At 65.7% G+C, this 18,441-nt stretch carries 13 protein-coding genes; 12 read left to right on the top strand and 1 reads right to left on the bottom strand.

Annotated features, from left to right (window positions below; genetic code table 11):
- Positions 1–3 precede the first annotated feature (3 nt).
- The 7 genes from BBJ41_RS04035 to BBJ41_RS04005 all read left to right on the top strand — a co-directional run bounded on the left by BBJ41_RS04035 (position 4) and on the right by BBJ41_RS04005 (position 11,064).
- Positions 4–1,035, top strand: coding sequence for a LacI family DNA-binding transcriptional regulator (locus BBJ41_RS04035; RefSeq protein WP_069745416.1), 1,032 nt, complete (start codon positions 4–6; stop codon positions 1,033–1,035).
- On the top strand, positions 1,032–1,961 hold the full coding sequence (gene rbsK, locus BBJ41_RS04030; protein WP_069745415.1) for a ribokinase: 930 nt from the start codon (positions 1,032–1,034) through the stop codon (positions 1,959–1,961). Before BBJ41_RS04035 ends, rbsK begins: the two co-directional genes overlap by 4 nt.
- Positions 1,962–2,216: 255 nt before the next feature.
- Positions 2,217–3,989: a methyl-accepting chemotaxis protein gene (locus BBJ41_RS04025; RefSeq protein WP_069747581.1), complete on the top strand. Its 1,773-nt coding sequence runs from the start codon at positions 2,217–2,219 to the stop codon at positions 3,987–3,989.
- 545 nt (positions 3,990–4,534) lie between these two features.
- On the top strand, positions 4,535–6,457 hold the full coding sequence (locus BBJ41_RS04020) for a PrkA family serine protein kinase (RefSeq protein WP_069745414.1): 1,923 nt from the start codon (positions 4,535–4,537) through the stop codon (positions 6,455–6,457).
- 125 nt (positions 6,458–6,582) lie between these two features.
- Entirely contained in the window at positions 6,583–7,851 is a 1,269-nt protein-coding gene (locus BBJ41_RS04015; RefSeq protein ID WP_069745413.1) for a YeaH/YhbH family protein, read from the top strand.
- Positions 7,848–9,527, top strand: coding sequence for a SpoVR family protein (locus BBJ41_RS04010; RefSeq protein WP_069745412.1), 1,680 nt, complete (start codon positions 7,848–7,850; stop codon positions 9,525–9,527). The genes BBJ41_RS04015 and BBJ41_RS04010 overlap by 4 nt, the downstream gene beginning before the upstream one ends.
- A gap of 232 nt (positions 9,528–9,759) precedes the next feature.
- Positions 9,760–11,064, top strand: a complete 1,305-nt coding sequence (locus BBJ41_RS04005) for an MFS family transporter (RefSeq protein WP_069745411.1) — start codon at positions 9,760–9,762, stop codon at positions 11,062–11,064.
- A gap of 75 nt (positions 11,065–11,139) precedes the next feature.
- Here BBJ41_RS04005 and BBJ41_RS04000 read toward each other — a convergent pair whose 3' ends face one another.
- Entirely contained in the window at positions 11,140–12,069 is a 930-nt protein-coding gene (locus tag BBJ41_RS04000) for a LysR family transcriptional regulator (protein ID WP_069745410.1), read from the bottom strand.
- 101 nt (positions 12,070–12,170) lie between these two features.
- Between BBJ41_RS04000 and BBJ41_RS03995 the strand changes: the two genes are divergently transcribed.
- The 5 genes from BBJ41_RS03995 to BBJ41_RS03975 all read left to right on the top strand — a co-directional run bounded on the left by BBJ41_RS03995 (position 12,171) and on the right by BBJ41_RS03975 (position 18,129).
- Entirely contained in the window at positions 12,171–13,208 is a 1,038-nt protein-coding gene (locus BBJ41_RS03995) for an agmatine deiminase family protein (RefSeq protein WP_069745409.1), read from the top strand.
- A gap of 46 nt (positions 13,209–13,254) precedes the next feature.
- Entirely contained in the window at positions 13,255–14,169 is a 915-nt protein-coding gene (gene aguB / locus BBJ41_RS03990; RefSeq protein ID WP_069745408.1) for an N-carbamoylputrescine amidase, read from the top strand.
- A 10-nt stretch (positions 14,170–14,179) separates the two neighbouring features.
- On the top strand, positions 14,180–15,292 hold the full coding sequence (locus BBJ41_RS03985) for a polyamine ABC transporter substrate-binding protein (protein ID WP_069745407.1): 1,113 nt from the start codon (positions 14,180–14,182) through the stop codon (positions 15,290–15,292).
- Between the two features lie 59 nt (positions 15,293–15,351).
- Positions 15,352–16,464 (top strand): agmatine deiminase family protein, encoded by a 1,113-nt coding sequence (locus tag BBJ41_RS03980; protein ID WP_069745406.1) that lies wholly within the window; start codon positions 15,352–15,354, stop codon positions 16,462–16,464.
- Between the two features lie 153 nt (positions 16,465–16,617).
- Positions 16,618–18,129: an agmatine deiminase family protein gene (locus BBJ41_RS03975; protein WP_069747580.1), complete on the top strand. Its 1,512-nt coding sequence runs from the start codon at positions 16,618–16,620 to the stop codon at positions 18,127–18,129.
- Positions 18,130–18,441: the final 312 nt, after the last annotated feature.

Here is an 18,441-nt window from a genome sequence, read left to right as displayed (position 1 = left end):
GAAATGGCGACGATCAAGGATGTGGCGGCCATGGCGGGCGTGTCGTTTACGACCGTCTCGCACGTGGTGAACAATTCGCGGCCGGTGTCCGCGGATGTGCGTGCGAAGGTCGAGGGCGCAATCCGCGAGCTGAATTACGTGCCGTCGGCCGTGGCGCGCTCGCTGAAGGCGCGTGCGACGTTGACCATCGGCCTCGTCGTGCCGAACAGCACGAATCCGTATTTCGCGGAGCTTGCGCGCGGCATCGAGGATCAATGCGCGGCCAACGGCTATTGCGTGTTCTTCTGCAATTCGGACGACGATCCCGTGAAGCAGCGCAACTACCTGCGCGTGCTGCAGGAAAAGCGCATCGACGGGCTGATCGTCGCATCGGCGGGCGAGGATGCGGTACTGGCGCAGACGCTGGCCGATTCGCACGCGCCGCTCGTCGTGGTCGACCGCAACATCGAGGGGCTCGCGGCCGATCTCGTGCAGATCGACCACGAGCGCGGCGCGTACCTGGCGACGCGCCACCTGCTCGAACTCGGGCACGCGAAGATCGGCTGCATCACGGGGCCGACCGACACGGCCGTGAGCGCGATGCGCGTGCACGGTTTCATCCGCGCGATGGCCGAGCGCGGGATCGACATCATGCCGGGCGCGATCGCGGAAAGCGACTTCTCGTGCCTCGGCGGCTATCACGCCGCGTCGCGGCTGTTCGAATCGGTGCGGCCGAGCGCGATCTTCGCGGGCAACGACCTGATGGGGGTCGGCGCGCTGCGCGCAGCGGCCGAGCGCGGCATGCGCGTGCCCGACGACTGCTCGATCATCGGCTTCGACGACATCGAATTTTCCCGCTACACGTATCCGGCGCTGTCGACGGTCGGCCAGTCGGTGCGCGCGCTCGGCGAAATGGCCGCGCAGACGCTGATCGAGCGGATCGGCGGCGGCTCGACGGCCGCGCCGAGCCGCCGCCGCGTCGTGTCGCCGCGCCTCGTGCTGCGCGAATCGACCGCGATCTACCGCGAGCCGGCTGCAACCGGCGGCCGCGCATGACGGCGCCCGGGGCAGGCGCCGGCCGCGTGACGGTGGTCGGCAGCCTCAACATGGATCTCGTCGTGCGTGCGCCGCGCCTGCCGCTGCCCGGCGAAACGCTCGCCGGCCACGCGTTCGCGCAGGCGGCGGGCGGCAAGGGCGGCAACCAGGCCGTCGCCGCCGCGCGGCTCGGCGCGCAGGTGGCGATGATCGGCTGCGTCGGTGCGGACGCGCACGGCGCTGCGCTGCGCGCGGGCCTCGAAGCCGAGGGCATCGACTGCGCGGGGCTCGCGGCGAGCGCGTCGGCGTCGACCGGTGTCGCGCTGATCGTCGTCGACGACGGGAGCCAGAACGCGATCGTGATCGTCGCGGGCGGCAACGGCGAGGTCACGGCCGCAACGGTTGCGCGCCACGAGGCTGCGCTCGCGTCGTCCGACGTGCTGATCTGCCAGCTCGAGACGCCGCCGGATGCGGTGTTCGCGGCGCTGTCGGCCGGGCGGCGGCTCGGTCGCACGGTGGTGCTCAATCCGGCCCCGGCCGTCGCACCGCTGCCGGCCGGCTGGCTGCCGCTCGTCGATTACCTGATCCCGAACGAAGTCGAGGCCGCTGCGTTGACTGCGCTGCCGGTGCGCGATCCGGTCGAAGCGGAAGCCGCCGCGCGCGCGCTCCAGGCCGGCGGCGCGCGCAACGTGCTGGTCACGCTCGGCGCGCGCGGCGTGCTCGCGCTGACGGCCGACGGCGCTGCGCGGCACTATCTGGCCCCGGTCGTCCAGGCCGTCGATACCACGGCGGCCGGCGATACCTTCATTGGCGGCTTTTCCGCGCGGCTCGCGGCCGGCGCGGACGTCGACACGGCGATCCGCTTCGCGCAACGCGCGGCGGCGCTGTCGGTCACGCGGGCGGGCGCGCAGCCGTCGATCCCGACGCTCGCCGAACTCGCTGAATAGGGCTCGATCCCCGTTTCCGCATCCCGGCCGGCCGTCACGCACGACGCGCCGGCCGCGCCTTCTTCCCTCCCGTTCGCCGAACTGCCGGATTTCACGTCATTTATTCAGCCATTTGTAATAAACAGACAAATAATTCTAAAAAATAGCTTGAAAACCATCAAGTTATGCGGTCTGCGGTCGTAAATGCACCAGATGAAGCAATGCTTCGAGCCAACGGGCCTGGCCCGTTCATGACGACGCAACACAGGATGGATGATGGTCTTCAGGAACCTGACGATTCGCGCGCGCATCGGTTTGACGATGGCGTTTCTGGCGGTGCTGCTGGGTGTAACAGGCGTGCTCGGGCTGTACGGGATGGCACGTTCGAACGATTCGACGCGCGAGATTTTCACGAACCAGATGCCGAGCGCGGTCGACGTGGGGGTCTCGGAGATTTTCGCGGCGCGCGAGCGCCTCGCGCTCGATCGCGCGGCGTTGCTGTCCGGCACGCCCGACGCGGCGGCGGCCATCCAGCGCAGCCGCGAGATGCGCGCGCAGTCGGACGCGTGGTGGCAGAAGTACCTCGCGCTGCCGCGCGGGCCGGAGGAGGATCGGCTCGCGCAGGACGTCGCGACGAAGCGGCAGGCGCTGCAACGCAGCTGTGACGCGTTCGCGAGCATCCTTGCGGCGGATCAGCGCGATCGCATCGGCGACGGCGCCAAACAGCTTCAGGCGCTGTACAACGATCTCTCGGTGTCGAGCGAAGCGCTGCGCAACTTCCAGTTCACCGACGGGCAGGCCGGTTTCGATCGTTCGGAATCGGTGTACGACATGCTGCGGGTGCTGTCGATCGTCGTGCTCGCGGCCGGCTTCGGCGCCGCGCTGCTGTCGTGGCTGACGCTGAGCCGCGCGATCGGCCGCCCGATCGCGGACGCGCTCGCGCATTTCGACGCGATCGCCGCAGGCGACCTGCGCCGCCCGATCGTCGTGCAGCGGCGCGACGAGATGGGCCAGCTTCTCGACGGTCTCGCGAAGATGCAGCGCGGGCTCGTCGACACGGTGCGCACCGTGCGCGGCGGCAGCGAGTCGATCGCGACGGCGGCCCGCCAGATCGCGGCCGGCAACATCGACCTGTCGTCGCGTACCGAGGAACAGGCCGCGGCGTTGCAGGAAACCGCGTCGAGCATGGAGCAGCTGACCGGCACCGTGAAACAGAACGCGGACAATGCGCGCCAGGCAAGCTCGCTGGCCGCGAACGCGTCGGAGATTGCAAACAAGGGCAATACGGTGGTCGGCCAGGTCGTCGGTACGATGGGCGAGATCAACGATAGCTCGGCGAAGATCGCGGACATCATTGCGATCATCGAAGGAATCGCGTTCCAGACCAACATTCTTGCGCTGAATGCGGCGGTCGAAGCCGCGCGCGCGGGTGAGGAGGGCCGCGGCTTCGCGGTCGTCGCGGGCGAGGTGCGCAGCCTCGCGCAGCGTTCGTCGACTGCGGCCAAGGAGATCAAGGCGCTGATCGATGCGTCGGTGGAGCGCATCCGGTCGGGCTCCACGCTGGTCGACGAAGCAGGGCGCACGATGAGCGACGTGATCGGTGCGGTGCAGCGCGTGACGGACATCATGGGCGAGATCGCGGCGGCGTCCGAGGAGCAGAGCGGCGGGATCGACCAGGTGGCGCGTGCCGTCGCGCAGATGGACGAGGTCACGCAGCAGAATGCGGCGCTCGTCGAAGAGGCCGCTGCCGCCGCGCAGTCGCTTGACGAACAGGCCGCGCGCCTGCGTGAAACCGCGGCAGTATTCCAGCTCGACGAGGACGCCGCGCGCGCGGGTGCCGTGACGCCGGTTTCAGCGCGTCATGCGCCGCGTGCACCGTCCGCTGCAGTTGCCGTGCCCGTGCAGGCCGCCGCGCGCGACGATCGCGATGCACCGCCGAAGCGCACGGCCGCGGCGATGCCGGCGCGCAAGCCCGTCGCTGCATCGGCCGCACCGGCGCCAGCGCCGGCTGCCGCGACTGCCGGCGCCGACGACTGGGAGACCTTCTGATTCGCGCGTACCGCGCATCTATCCCCATTTGGTGACGAACGACGCCCGCGACATGCGGGCGTCGTCGTTTCTGCGGCAGCCAGAATGTGACAGCACACATGACCGGTCGTGCATCGTTGCATGCATCGCGCGACGTGCATCGACACAGACGCCGAGCGATGCGCGTCATGTTCCCGTATCGGTCGTACGGGTATCTCCGTAAGGGCGTTGCGAAAAAAAATTGTAACGGCGCACGAAGCGTGTCGTCGTAAACGCACGCTCGAACGTATAGGGATGAAGGGGAGAAGTGACGACGTCGGATGTGTCCAACGCACAAGACGTTCCGTCGTTCGACGAGACGCGGCAGATGCAGTTTCTGCGGCTCGGGAGGTCGATTGTAAAACGACGAAATGCGTTGTCCAAGCGGTGTTGTCGAGAATGACGAACTTCATACGAAGAGTTCGTGAAAAAAAATAAGAAAGGGTTTAGGATGAATTCGAACGCGCTTGCTTCTGCGCAGTCGTACGAAGGCAGGCACGTCTTCAGACTCAGGCGAGGGAGGTAGCATGGATATTTACAGCAGCTTCGCGAACCGCTTCGAAAAAACGCGAGAGGAAGAGCTCTCGCTGGAGGAGTATCTCGCGCTCTGCAAGAACGATCCATCCGCGTATGCGACGGCGGGTGAACGCATGCTGGCAGCAATCGGGGAACCTGAACACATCGATACCCGCAACGAGCCGCGCCTGTCGCGGATCTTCGCGAACAAGGTCATCAAGGTCTATCCCGCATTCCGTGAGTTCTACGGAATGGAGGAAGTGATCGAGCAGGTGGTCGCGTATTTCCGCCACGCTGCGCAAGGGCTCGAAGAGAAGAAGCAGATCCTCTATCTGCTTGGCCCGGTGGGCGGCGGCAAGTCGTCGATCGCCGAGCGTCTGAAGCAACTGATGGAGCGCGTGCCGTTCTATTCGCTGAAGGGCTCGCCCGTCAACGAATCGCCGCTCGGGCTGTTCGACTACGACGAAGACGGCCCGATCCTCGAGGAACAGTACGGCATTCCGCGCCGTTACCTGAAGAGCATCCTCAGTCCGTGGGCCGTCAAGCGCCTGCATGAATACAACGGCGACATCCGCCAGTTCCGCGTCGTGCGCCGCTATCCGTCGATCCTGCGGCAGATCGGCATCGCGAAGACGGAGCCGGGCGACGAGAACAATCAGGACATCTCGTCGCTGGTCGGCAAGGTCGACATCCGCAAGCTCGAACAGTATGCGCAGGACGATGCCGATGCATACAGCTACTCGGGCGGTTTGTGCCTCGCGAACCAGGGCCTGCTCGAGTTCGTCGAAATGTTCAAGGCGCCGATCAAGGTGCTGCACCCGCTGCTCACCGCCACGCAGGAAGGCAACTTCAAGGGCACCGAGGGCTTCGGCGCGATTCCGTTCGACGGGGTCATCCTCGCGCACTCGAACGAGTCGGAGTGGAAGGCGTTCCGCAACAACCGCAACAACGAGGCACTGCTCGATCGTATCTTCGTCGTGAAGGTGCCGTACTGCCTGCGCGTGTCGGAAGAAACCAAGATCTACGAGAAGCTGATCCGCAACTCGTCGCTCGCCGAAGCCGTCTGCGCGCCGGGTACGCTGAAGATGATGTCGCAGTTCTCGGTGCTGTCGCGCCTGCGCGAGCCGGAGAATTCGAGCCTGTTCTCGAAGATGCAGGTGTACGACGGCGAAAACCTGAAGGACACCGATCCGAAGGCGAAGTCGTACCAGGAGTACCGCGATTACGCGGGCGTGGACGAAGGGATGACGGGCGTGTCGACACGCTTCGCGTTCAAGATCCTGTCGCGCGTGTTCAACTTCGATTCGAGTGAGGTCGCGGCCAACCCCGTGCACCTGATGTACGTGCTCGAACAGCAGATCGAACGCGAGCAGTTCCCGCCGGAAATCGAGCAGAAGTACCTGTCCTTCGTGAAGGACGTGCTCGCGTCGCGTTACGCGGAGTTCATCGGCAAGGAGATTCAGACGGCCTACCTCGAGTCGTATTCGGAGTATGGCCAGAACATCTTCGACCGCTACGTCACGTATGCCGACTTCTGGATCCAGGACCAGGAATTCCGCGATCACGACACGGGCGAGAGCTTCGACCGCGCCGCGCTGAACGCGGAGCTGGAGAAGATCGAGAAGCCTGCGGGCATCAGCAATCCGAAGGATTACCGCAACGAGATCGTGAACTTCGTGTTGCGTGCCCGAGCGGCAAACGCCGGCAAGAACCCCGTGTGGACGAGCTACGAGAAGTTGCGCGTCGTGATCGAGAAGAAGATGTTCTCGAACACCGAGGAACTGCTGCCGGTGATTTCGTTCAACGCAAAGGGTTCGGCGGAGGAGCAGCGCAAGCATGAGGACTTTGTGAACCGGATGGTCGCGAAGGGCTATACGCCGAAGCAGGTGAGGCTGCTTTGCGACTGGTATCTGCGCGTGCGCAAGTCGTCATGACGCGCGCGGTACCGCGCCCGTGCGGCGAGTCCGCACGGGCGCCTTCAGAGACGCCGCCCGCATGACGGGATACGGCATGTGCGGCGAGCGTCCCGGCATATCGACTTACGAGCGGGAGACCGGGCGTGCTTCATCAAATCATCGACCGCAGGCTAGCCGGCAAGAACAAGAGCATTGCCAATCGCGAACGCTTTCTGCGTCGCGTCAAGAACTACATTCGTCGTGCCGTTTCCGACGCGGTGCGCGACCGTAGCATCAAGGATATCCAGAGCACGCAGAGCATCACGATCCCGCGCAAGGACATCGCGGAGCCGAATTTCCGGCACGCGCCGGGCGGGCGTCGTGAGTACGTGCACCCCGGCAACGAGGACTACGTGCGCGGCGACAAGATTCCGCGCCCGCAGGGCGGCTCGGGCGGCGGCGGCAGCCAGGCCAGCAACGAGGGCGAAGGGCAGGACGACTTCGTGTTCGAGCTGTCGCGCGACGAGTTCATGCAGTACTTCTTCGACGATCTCGAACTGCCGCGCCTCGTGAAGACGCACCTGCTGACGGTGCCGAGCTGGAAGAACGTGCGCGCGGGCTGGTCGGCGGAAGGCACGCCGAACAACATCGACGTCGTGCGTTCGTTGCGCAGCGCGCTCGGCCGGCGCATCGCGCTCGGCTCGCCGCTCGTCAACGAGTTGCGCGAACTCGAGGCCCAGCTCGAAGCGATGAAGAACGATCCGGAAGACCGCCGCGCGGAAATCGCGACGCTCGAGGCCGAGATCCATCACCTGAAAGGGCGTATCTGGCGGATTCCGTTCATCGATCCGTTCGACCTGCGCTACATCAACCGCGTGAAGCAGCCGCAGCCGTCGAGCCAGGCCGTGATGTTCTGCCTGATGGACGTGTCGGGCTCGATGGACGAGCAGCGCAAGGATCTCGCGAAGCGCTTCTTCATCCTGCTGTACCTGTTCCTCAAGCGCAACTACGAGCGCATCGAAGTCGTGTTCATCCGTCACCATACGCGCGCCGAGGAAGTCGACGAGGATACCTTCTTCCATTCGACCGAAAGCGGCGGCACGGTCGTGTCGAGCGCGCTCGAACTGATGCGCAAGGTGCAGAGCGAGCGCTACTCGCCGACCGAGTGGAACATCTACGGCGCGCAGGCGTCCGACGGCGACAACTGGACCGACGATTCGCCCAAGTGTCGCAAAATCCTGGAAGAGGATATCCTCACGAAGACGCGTTACTTCGCGTATATCCAGGTCGCGCCGGAAGAGCAGAATCTGTGGCTGGAATACGCGCAACTGGCACTGTCGCAACCGCATCTCGCGATGAAAAAAGTGGAATCGGCTGCCGACATTTACCCGGTGTTTCGCGAATTGTTCGAAAAGCAGGTGGAAATGTCATGACGACCCGCCATCTGCACAACGAGTCGCGCGGCTACGAGCCGCGCCCTTCCGGCGACGACACGGCCGGTCCTGCCGCAGCGCAGCAACGCGCGCAGGCCGAACCGCCGGCGCCGGCCGCCGACTTGCCCGGCGCCGGGCAAAAGGAAGCGCGTATGAACGTTGCCGAACGCAAGCCGCTGCCGTGTCCGTCCGACTGGACGTTCGAACTGCTCGAGGAATACGACACGCACATCTCGCAGGTCGCCGAACAATACGAGCTCGATATCTACCCGATCCAGCTCGAACTGATCAGCGCCGAACAGATGATGGACGCGTATGCGTCGGTCGGGATGCCCGTCAACTACCGTCACTGGTCGTTCGGCAAGCACTTCCTCGCGACCGAGAAGAGCTACCGCCGCGGCCAGATGGGCCTCGCGTACGAAATCGTCATCAACTCGAACCCGTGCATCGCGTATCTGATGGAAGAGAACACGATGACGATGCAGGCGCTCGTCATCGCGCACGCGGCGTACGGGCACAACTCGTTCTTCAAGGGCAACTACCTGTTCCGGCTGTGGACCGACGCGCACGCGATCATCGACTATCTCGTGTACGCGAAGAACTACGTCGCCGAATGCGAGGAGCGCTACGGCCTCGATCGCGTCGAGGAGCTGCTCGATTCGTGCCATGCGCTGATGAACTACGGCGTCGACCGCTACAAGCGGCCGCAAAAGCCGTCGCTGTCGAAGGAAGCGGCGTTGCGGCGCGAGCGCGAGGCGTACCTGCAGTCGCAGGTGAACGAACTGTGGCGCACGCTGCCGGGCAAGAAGCCCGAGCTGATGGAAGAGCAGGATGATCGTTATCCGCCCGAGCCGCAGGAGAACCTGCTGTATTTCGCGGAGAAGAACGCGCCGCTGCTCGAGCCGTGGGAGCGGGAAGTGATCCGCATCGTGCGCAAGATCGGCCAGTATTTCTACCCGCAGCGGCAGACGCAGGTGATGAACGAAGGCTGGGCGACATTCTGGCACTACACGCTGCTGAACACGCTGTACAACCAGGGCAAGCTGGAAGACGGCTTCATGATGGAGTTCCTGCATTCGCACAGCAACGTGGTCTACCAGCCGCCCGTCACGAAGCCGTACTACAGCGGGATCAACCCGTATGCGCTCGGGTTCTCGATGATGAGCGACATCCGGCGGATCTGCGAAGCGCCGACGGAAGAGGACTACAAGTGGTTTCCGGAGATCGCGGGCACCCCGTGGCTGCCGGCGATGCACTACGCGATGCGCAACTTCAAGGATGAAAGCTTCATCGCGCAGTACCTGTCGCCGAACCTGATCCGCGAGATGCGGCTCTTCTCGGTGCTCGACGACGACATGCGCGATTCGCTCGAGGTGTCGGCGATTCACGACGATTCCGGCTACCAGTACGTGCGGCAGGCGCTGTCGCGGCAGTACGACATCCATCACCGCGAGCCGAACATCCAGGTGTGGGCCGTCAACACGCGCGGCGACCGCAGCCTCACGCTGCGCCACTTCATGACCGACAACCGCCACCTGTCGAACGACAGCGACGAGGTGCTCAAGCACATGGCGCGGCTCTGGCAGTTCGACGTGTACCTGGAAAGCGTCGACGAGGCCGGCACCGTGCGCAAGCGCTACGAGTGCCGTTACGTGCCGCCGGAGGTGCGCGTGTGAGCGACGCTTCCGGATAGTTTGCATCGGACGCCAGCCCGCGGGCTGGCGTTTTCATATGACGAACGCGTGGCAAGAGAAAATTTTTCTACATCCGGACGAACCCGGAGAGCCTGTTACTTTACATTTCGCTAAAATCCCGTAGCGCCGTGCACCGGAACCGGTGCCACGTGCGACCGCATGCGACGGCTGCGGCCGTCTCACCCAGAAGGCACTAAAAGGAACAGACCAATCCATGGACGTCCAGACCGACCAAGCTGCGCTGTCCGCGCATGACACCCGGCGGCGCGTGTTCGCCATCGTCGGCGCCTCATCGGGCAACCTCGTCGAGTGGTTCGACTTCTACATCTACTCGTTCTGCGCGCTGTACTTCGCGCCGGCGTTCTTCCCGAGCGGCAACACGACGACGCAGCTGCTGAACACGGCCGGCGTGTTCGCGGCCGGCTTCCTGATGCGCCCGATCGGCGGCTGGCTGTTCGGCCGCATCGCCGACCGTCACGGCCGGCGTGCCGCGATGATGATCTCGGTGCTGATGATGTGCGGCGGCTCGCTCGTGATCGCGGTGCTGCCGACCTACGCGCAGATCGGCGCGCTCGCGCCGGCGCTGCTGCTGGTCGCGCGCCTGTTCCAGGGGCTGTCGGTGGGCGGCGAGTACGGCACGAGCGCCACCTACATGAGCGAGGTCGCGCTGAAGGGCCGGCGCGGCTTCTTCGCGTCGTTCCAGTACGTGACGCTGATCGGCGGCCAGCTGTGCGCGCTGCTCGTGCTCGTGATCCTGCAGCAGACGCTGTCGGCTGGTGAACTCAAAGCGTGGGGCTGGCGCATTCCGTTCGTCGTCGGTGCGGCGGCCGCGCTGATCTCGCTGTACCTGCGGAAGTCGCTCGACGAGACGTCGACCAGCGCATCGCGCGACAAGAAGGACGCCGGCACGATCCGCGGCGTGTGGCAGCACAAGGGGGCGTTCTTCACGGTGGTCGGCTTCACGGCCGGCGGCTCGCTGATCTTCTACACGTTCACGACGTACATGCAGAAGTACCTCGTGAACACGGCCGGCATGCACGCGAAGACGGCCAGCAACGTGATGACCGTCGCGCTGCTCGTCTACATGCTGATGCAGCCGGTGTTCGGCGCGCTGTCCGACAGGATCGGCCGCCGCACGTCGATGATCCTGTTCGGCTCGTTCGCGGTGATCGGCACGGTGCCGCTGATGCATGCGCTGAAGGACGTGACGAGCCCCGTGGCCGCATTCGTGCTGATCACGGTCGCGCTGGCGATCGTCAGCTTCTACACGTCGATCAGCGGCCTCATCAAGGCCGAGATGTTCCCGCCGGAAGTGCGCGCGATGGGCGTCGGCCTGTCGTATGCGGTCGCGAACGCGATCTTCGGCGGTTCGGCGGAGTACGTCGCGCTGTGGTTCAAGTCGGTCGGCAGCGAGGAAACCTTCTATTGGTACGTCACCGTGCTGTGCGCGATCTCGCTGATCGTGTCGTGGCGGATGCGCGACCCGAGCAAGGAAGGGTATCTGCGTCACGAGCCGTGATCGGCTGCGCATCGCGCGCTTCCAGCATGACCAACGTCCCGCCTGATGGCGGGACGTTTTTTTTGCGGCCCGCGATCATGCGGGCGGCAGCGGCAAGCGGTCGGGCGCCGGGCCGGACGCGCTCGACCAGCTGCCTTGTTCGACGAGCCAGTCGAACATCTGCTCGACGATCGGCGAGCGCGACGGGCCGTCCATGCGCGACAGCCACCACGTGGTGCCGGGCAGGCGCGGATAGTCGGCGAGCACGGTCAGTGCGCGCTGATCGATGGCGGCCTGCGCGACGAGGCGCGGCAGGCATGCGATGCCGCGGCCGCGCAGCACGGTATCCAGCACGAGCCGCTGATCGTCGTAGATCGCGTGCATCCGGAACGCCGACAGCTGCTCACGATACACCGTCGCCATGCGCTCGTCGGTCAGGCTCGCTTCGAGGCAGATGAGCCCCGCGTGCCGCGGGTGTGCGTCGCGCGGCACGCGTTCGAGCTGCTCCGCCAGCGGCGTCGCGCAAACCGTCACCCATTCGTCCCGCATGAACGGGATATCGATCAGGCCGGGCTGCAGCAACGGCCGCGTGCCGATGGTCATGTCGACGTCGATCTCGTCGACATAACGCGCGGTTTCGTCGGTCGACAGCAGCGGGCACAGGTCCGGCAGGATCTGCTGCAATTGCTCGAGGCGCGGCTGCAGCCAGCCGTGCAGCAGCGGCGCGGGACACACCAGCACGACGAGCCCCGGGTTCAGATAGGTCGCGATGCGGTCGAGGCCGCCGCGCAACGTCTCCATCGCGCGCTGCACGCTGCGCTGCAGGACTTCGCCGGCGATCGTCAGTTCGACGCCGCGGCCGCGCCGGCGGAACAGCGGCTGCCCGAGTTGCGCTTCGAGCTGCTGGATCTGATGGCTGATCGCCGATTGCGACAGGTGCAGTTCGTCGGCCGCGCGCGAGAAATTGCCCAGACGGGCCGCCGCTTCGAAGCCGCTCAGTAATTTAAGGGATGGAACGCGTTGCATCGAGATATGAGGTGAATTGATTGATTCGACCAAAAAATATCAATATTCATCAAGTCTAACCTGTCGCAGAATCAGCCATCAATCACAACGGAGGCTGATCGATGGGTCGCTTTGATGCTCGCCAGCGCGGTTACCGGATGCCCGCCGAATGGGAATCCATGGAGGCCACGTGGCTCGGATGGCCGGTTCTCGAAGATCGCGAGGATCTGTGGGGAGGTCATTACGCGCAGGTCTGCCGCGAGTTCGCGCTGGTTGCGCGGACGATCGCGCGCTACCAGCGCTGCGTGGTGGCCGTGCACCACAGCCAGGCCGACGCGGCGCGCGAGCTGGTGGGCGCGAGCGTCGAGGTGCTGCCGGTCGCGGCCGAGGACAACTGGTTGCGCGATTGCGGGCCGATCTTCCTCGTGAGCGAGGCGCGCGGGCTGGGCGCGGCCGTGTTCCGCTTCAACTGCTGGGGCGAGAAGTACCAGCCGTACGACGGCTGCCAGCAAGCCGGGCAGGACATCGCGCGTGCAGCCGGCGCCGAGATCTTCAATTCGCACATGGTGCTGGAGGGCGGCTCGTTCTACGTCGACGGGCAGGGCACGCTGGTCACCACCGAGAGCTGCCTGCTGCATCCCAATCGCAATCCGCACCTGAGCCGCGCGGAGATCGAGGCGGAGCTGCGGCGCATGCTGGGCGTCGAGAAGATCGTCTGGCTGCCGGGCAATCCCGACGAAGTCGAGACGAACGGCCACGTGGACGGCATCGCATCCTTCATCGCGCCCGGTCGGATGCTGTGCCAGGCCGCATCGCCGGAGCAGGGCGACTATTACCGCGTGATGCGCGAAAACCGCCGCGCGCTGGAGCTCGCGACCGATGCGGCCGGGCGCCGTTTCGAGCTGCTCGAGCTGCCGTCGCCGATCGTCAGCGAGCGTTTCGGCTCCGAGCGCTACTGCGATTGCTATGCGAACTACATCCTGGTCAACGGTGCGGTGATCGTGTCGGCGTTCGGCGTCGAGCAGGATCAGGCCGCGCGCGAGGTGTTCAGTCGCGCGTTCCCCGGGCGTAACGTGGAGATGTTGCCGATCCCGACGCTGTCGATCGGCGGCGGCAGCATCCACTGTTCGACGCAACAGCAGCCTTCCGTCGCGATCTGAGCGACGTTCGACACACGGTTTCCGGTCCCGCCGAGGAGCAATCGCAATGCCGTCCAAACACATCACCGTCGCCGCCGTCCAGATGGCGTCGGGCAGCTGGAATCTCGAAGACAACATGGCCACCGCGGAACGCCTGATCCGCGAAGCCGCCGCGCAGGGCGCGAATCTCGTGCTGTGCCCGGAGCTGTTCGCGATGCCGTATTTCTGCCTCGACCAGAACGTGCGCCATCTCGAGCTCGCGCAGCCGTTCGAGGGCAACGCGCAGATCGCCCGGTTCGCGGCGCTGGCCGGCGAGCTCGGCATCGTGCTGCCGATCGGCTTCTTCGAGCGCGCGGGCAATGCCGCGTACAACTCGATCGCCGTCGCGGACGCCGACGGGCGCGTGCTCGGCGTCTATCGCAAGACGCATATTCCGGACGGGCCGGGCTATACGGAGAAGTTCTATTTCACGCCCGGCGACACCGGATTCAAGGTGTGGGACACGCGTTTCGGCCGGATCGGCATCGGCATCTGCTGGGACCAGTGGTATCCGGAAACGGCGCGCAGCCTCGCGCTGATGGGCGCGGAGATCCTGTGCTTTCCGACCATCATCGGCTCGGAGCCGTTCAGCAGCGAGTTCGATTCGGCCGGCCACTGGCAGCGCACGATGCAGGGCCACGCGGCCGCGAACATGGTGCCGGTGGTGGCGGCCAACCGGATCGGCCGCGAGGTCGGCTTCGGCAACGGCAATCCGCAGCAGCAGGCGCTCACGGGCGTGTTCTACGGCTCGAGCTTCATCGCGGATCACACCGGCGAGAAGCGCGCCGAGGCGAACCGCACCGACGAAGCGGTGCTCGTGCACACGTTCGACCTCGATGCGATCCGCGCCGACCGGCAATCGTGGGGCTTCTTCCGCGATCGCCGCCCGGAGATGTACCGTACGTTGCTCACCAGCGACGGCGTGTCGTCCTGTTACCGATGAGAGGTTCGCGATGAAACGGAAAGGATGGTTGCGTTTCGCGGTGCCGGGCCTCGCGCTGTGCGTGCTGGCCGCAACGGCACGCGCCGACGACGAGAAAGTGCTGAACCTGTACAACTGGAGCAATTACTTTGCGCCGGATACGGTATCCGCGTTCGAGAAGGAAACCGGCATCAAGGTGCGCTACGACGCGTACGACAGCGACGAGACGCTGCAGTCGAAGCTGCTGACCGGCAACAGCGGTTACGACCTCGTGTGGCCGACCAACGACTTCATGGCCAAGCAGATCCAGGCCGGCGTGTTTCGCAAGCTCGACAAGAGCCGGCTGCCGAACCTGAAGAATCTCGATGGGTCGCTGCTGAAGCAGATGGCGCAATCCGATCCCGGCAACCAGTACGGCGTGCCGTACATGTGGGGCACCGTGGGCGTCGGCTACGACCGCGCCCGGGTGCGCGCGATCCTCGGCAAGGACATGCCGGCCGACAGCCTCGACCTGCTGTTCAACCCGGCGATCGCGGCGCGCGTTTCCGCGCAATGCGGGCTGGGATTGCAGGATTCCGCGAGCACGGTGCTGCCGCTGGCGCTGCGCTACATCGGCCGCGATCCGATGCATCCGTCCGCGCAGGATTACGCGGCCGCGCAGGCGATGCTGATGAAGGTCCGGCCGTTCATCCGCCAGTTCGTCGGGTCGTCCGACGCCAACGAGCTGGTCGACGGCGAGCTGTGCGTGACGATCGGCTTCTCCGGCGCGATCAACCTGGCCGCGCAGAAAGCGAAGTCGCGCGAGCCGAAGCGCGACATCGTGTACGACATCCCGCGCATCGGCACGCTGATGTGGTTCGACGCGATGGTGATCCCGGCATCCGCGAAGCATCCGGACAATGCGCATGCCTTCATCAACTACATCCTGCGTCCGGACGTGATCGCGAAGATCTCGAACGCGACGCGCTACGCGAATGCGAACCAGGGCGCGCTGAAACTGATGGACCCGGCGCTGGTTCGCGATCCGGGCATCTATCCGGACGAGGCGACGCGGCGCACACTGTTTACGCCGATCGCCGAATCGCCGGCCGCGATGCGCCTCGAAGGCCGGACCTGGCTCGGCTTCAAGACGGCGCGGCCGTGACCGTACACCATGAAACAATCGAAGCAACTGAAGCAACCGGCAAGCGAATGAGGAATGCCATGACAACGAGACGTCAACTGTTGAAACGCGGCCTGTCCGTATCGGGTGCGGCGCTGGCCGCCAGCACGCTGGGCGGCCTGCTGGGCCGTGCCGCGCATGCGCAGCAGGGCGCAACCTGGCACATGCCGGACGAAGGCGCGCCGCACACGGCGACCTGGATGGCGTTCGGCCCGAGCGAGGACATCTGGGGGGCGCGGCTGCTGCCTGTGGTGCGCGAGAACCTGGCCGCGGTCGCGAAGGCGATCGCCGCGCACGAGCCGCTCAAGATGCTGGTGCGGGAAGCGGACTACGCGAGTGCGTCGCGCCTGTGCGGCGCATCGGTCGAGCTCGTCCAGCATCCGGTCGACGATCTGTGGATGCGCGACACGGGCCCCGTGTTCGTGAAGAATGCGTCGGGCCAGCTCGGCGGCGTGAGCTTCAATTTCAACGGCTGGGGCAACAAGCAGGAACACGATCAGGATGCCGAAGTCGCGCCGTTCGTGGCCGAGCGCGCCGGTGCGCGGCTGATCGACACGAAGCTGGTGCTGGAAGGCGGCGGCATCGAAGTGGACGGCGAGGGAACGGCGATCATCACGCGCAGCTGCGTGCTGAACCCGAACCGCAACCCGGGCGTGAGCCAGGCACAGTGCGAGGCGGAACTGAGCCGTCTGCTCGGGTTGAAGAAGATCATCTGGCTGCCGGGCATCGCCGGCAAGGACATCACCGACGGTCATACCGATTTCTACGCGCGCTTCACGAGCCCGGGCGTCGTGGTGGCCGGGCTCGACACGGACCCGTCCTCGTACGACCACGCGGTGACGCGGCAGCATCTGGAGATCCTGCGGAAATCCACCGACGCGAAGGGCCGCCCGTTGAAGGTCGTCGTGCTGCCGGGCCCGAAAACCGTCCGGCCCAAATACGAGAACGCGGAGTTCGCGGCCGGCTACATCAACTTCTACGTGTGCAACCGCGCGGTGATTGCGCCGCAATTCGGCGACAGCCGGGCCGACCGCAATACGCGCGATACGCTCGTCGACCTGTTCCCCGGCCGCGATGTCATTCAATTGAACATCGACGGCATTGCGGCGGGCGGCGGCGGCATCCACTGCACCACGCAACAGCAGCCTGCCTGAGCGCAGCGGCGGGCCGGTCGGCATGACCGGTCCGCACCACCGCCGGCATTCGCCGGTCGTTCCGGATAACTGACTAACGACGCGGAATCCGTCCCGATGGACGGAAGCCGGTGCGTGCGCACGCGCGCGCCGGACGCGCAATGGAGTGAATACATGACGAAAAAAGGCGCCAACGCCCTGACCGACGCAGGCGCGAGCAACCGCGCGCGTCCCGCACCGAATACCGGCCGGCGCGCGTTCATCCGGCATTCGGCCGCGTGGCTCGGCATGCCGCTGCTGGGCAGTCTGGCCGCATGCGGCGGCGGTGACGGCGGGAGCGATACGGCTTCTACGCCGCGCGCGCTGCCGTCGGCAAAGCAGGCCGTGTACCGTCTGCCGGCCGAGGATGCGCCGCACGCATCGACCTACATGGCCTTTGCGTCCGGCACGGACGGCATCTGGATGCCCGTCGGGCCGCAGAGCACGGATGCGGGCATCAAGCGGGTCCGGGCCGACCTGATGGATGTCGCGAAGGCGATCGGCGCAACCGAACCGGTCGACATGCTGGTGCTGCCGGCCGACCTGGACGCGGCCCGCGCGCTGCTTTCGACCGCGAGCGTTGCGAATCCCGACCTGCATGCGCGTTATGCAGCCCGTCCCGCGGGCACGGGCGGGATCAATCTGGTGCCGGTCGCCGACGGTTTCAACGATTTCTGGGTACGCGACACGGGTTGCCTGTTCGTCAGGGACACGGCGAACGGCAATGCGCTGAATGCGGTCGGTTTCAATTTCAACGGCTGGGGCAATGCGAATACCGACGGCGTGGGGGCGGTGGCCGTGCCGTCGCAGATCATGGCCGCGAGCAACCGGTCGAAGGCCGGCAAGTTCTTCCAGCCGTTCAGCCGCGACAACGCGGTGGCGGGCTGGATGGCGCAGACGAAAGGCGTGAGCCTGACCCGAAGCACGCTGACGCTCGAAGGCGGCGCGATCGAATTCGACGGCGACGGGACGGCGATCCTCACCGAATCGTCCGTATTGCACGTGAACCGGAATCCGCAACTGTTCAACATGCCGAACGGTTCGATTGCGGGGGCGACGCTGCTGCCGACGGCCCGGGATACCGTGCTGGCCGAGCTGCAGCGCACGCTCGGCGTGCGCAAGATCATCTGGCTGCCGGGCACGGCGACCTATCCGGGCGGTACCGGCACGGGCGGCGCCGGCGGCGCGGCGACGGCGGCCGCGGAGAGCGACATCACGAACGGCCACGTCGATTTCTATGCGCGGTTTCTCGCGCCCGGCGTGGTCGCGTGCTGTTACGACGCGTCGAATTCGACCGGCGAACGCGCGTTGACGGATGCGAACCGGCAACGCCTGGCCGGTCAGACCGACGCGAACGGCCGGCCGCTGCAGATCGTCGAGCTCGTGCCGCCGGCCAACTTCGGCACGTCGGCGGGCACGAGCCTGAGCGAGCGGCAGATGTCGCACTTCGCGGCCGGCTACATCAACTTCTACACGTGCAACGGCGCGATCGTCATGCCGAAGTTCAACGACGCCGCGGCCGACGCGGCAGCGGTCGCCGCGATCCGGCCGTATGCGGGGAACCGCGTGATCGTGCAGGTCGACATCCTCGGGATCGCGTCGGGCGGCGGCGGCATCCACTGCTCGACCCGCGAGGTACCGGCGTGAGCATGTCCCGTCATATCGATATTGAAATCGATTCGTTGTCCGTTGCGGCCGATTTCCTTAATCTGAGCCCGTAGTTCGTGTGACACCTCCTTGACTGGGATTCGCGCCCGCTGCCTGCAGCGGGCGTCTTTTTTTGTGCGCTGCATGCCACGCCGGCCGCAAGAGGGTTGGTGCGGCCGCGCGGCTCGCCTATGCTGAGTGCTGCATGTCCGTTCGCCGGTCCGGATTGGCCGGGCCCGCGCGGCCCGCTGCGCCTGCGTGTCGGCCGGCCGGGCCGATGACGATGCGATGACACGTGATACCCGATCAAGG

It is taken from the genome of Burkholderia stabilis (genome assembly GCF_001742165.1).
GTDB classification, from domain to species: domain Bacteria; phylum Pseudomonadota; class Gammaproteobacteria; order Burkholderiales; family Burkholderiaceae; genus Burkholderia; species Burkholderia stabilis.
This window is presented reverse-complemented; position numbering and strand designations above follow the sequence as displayed.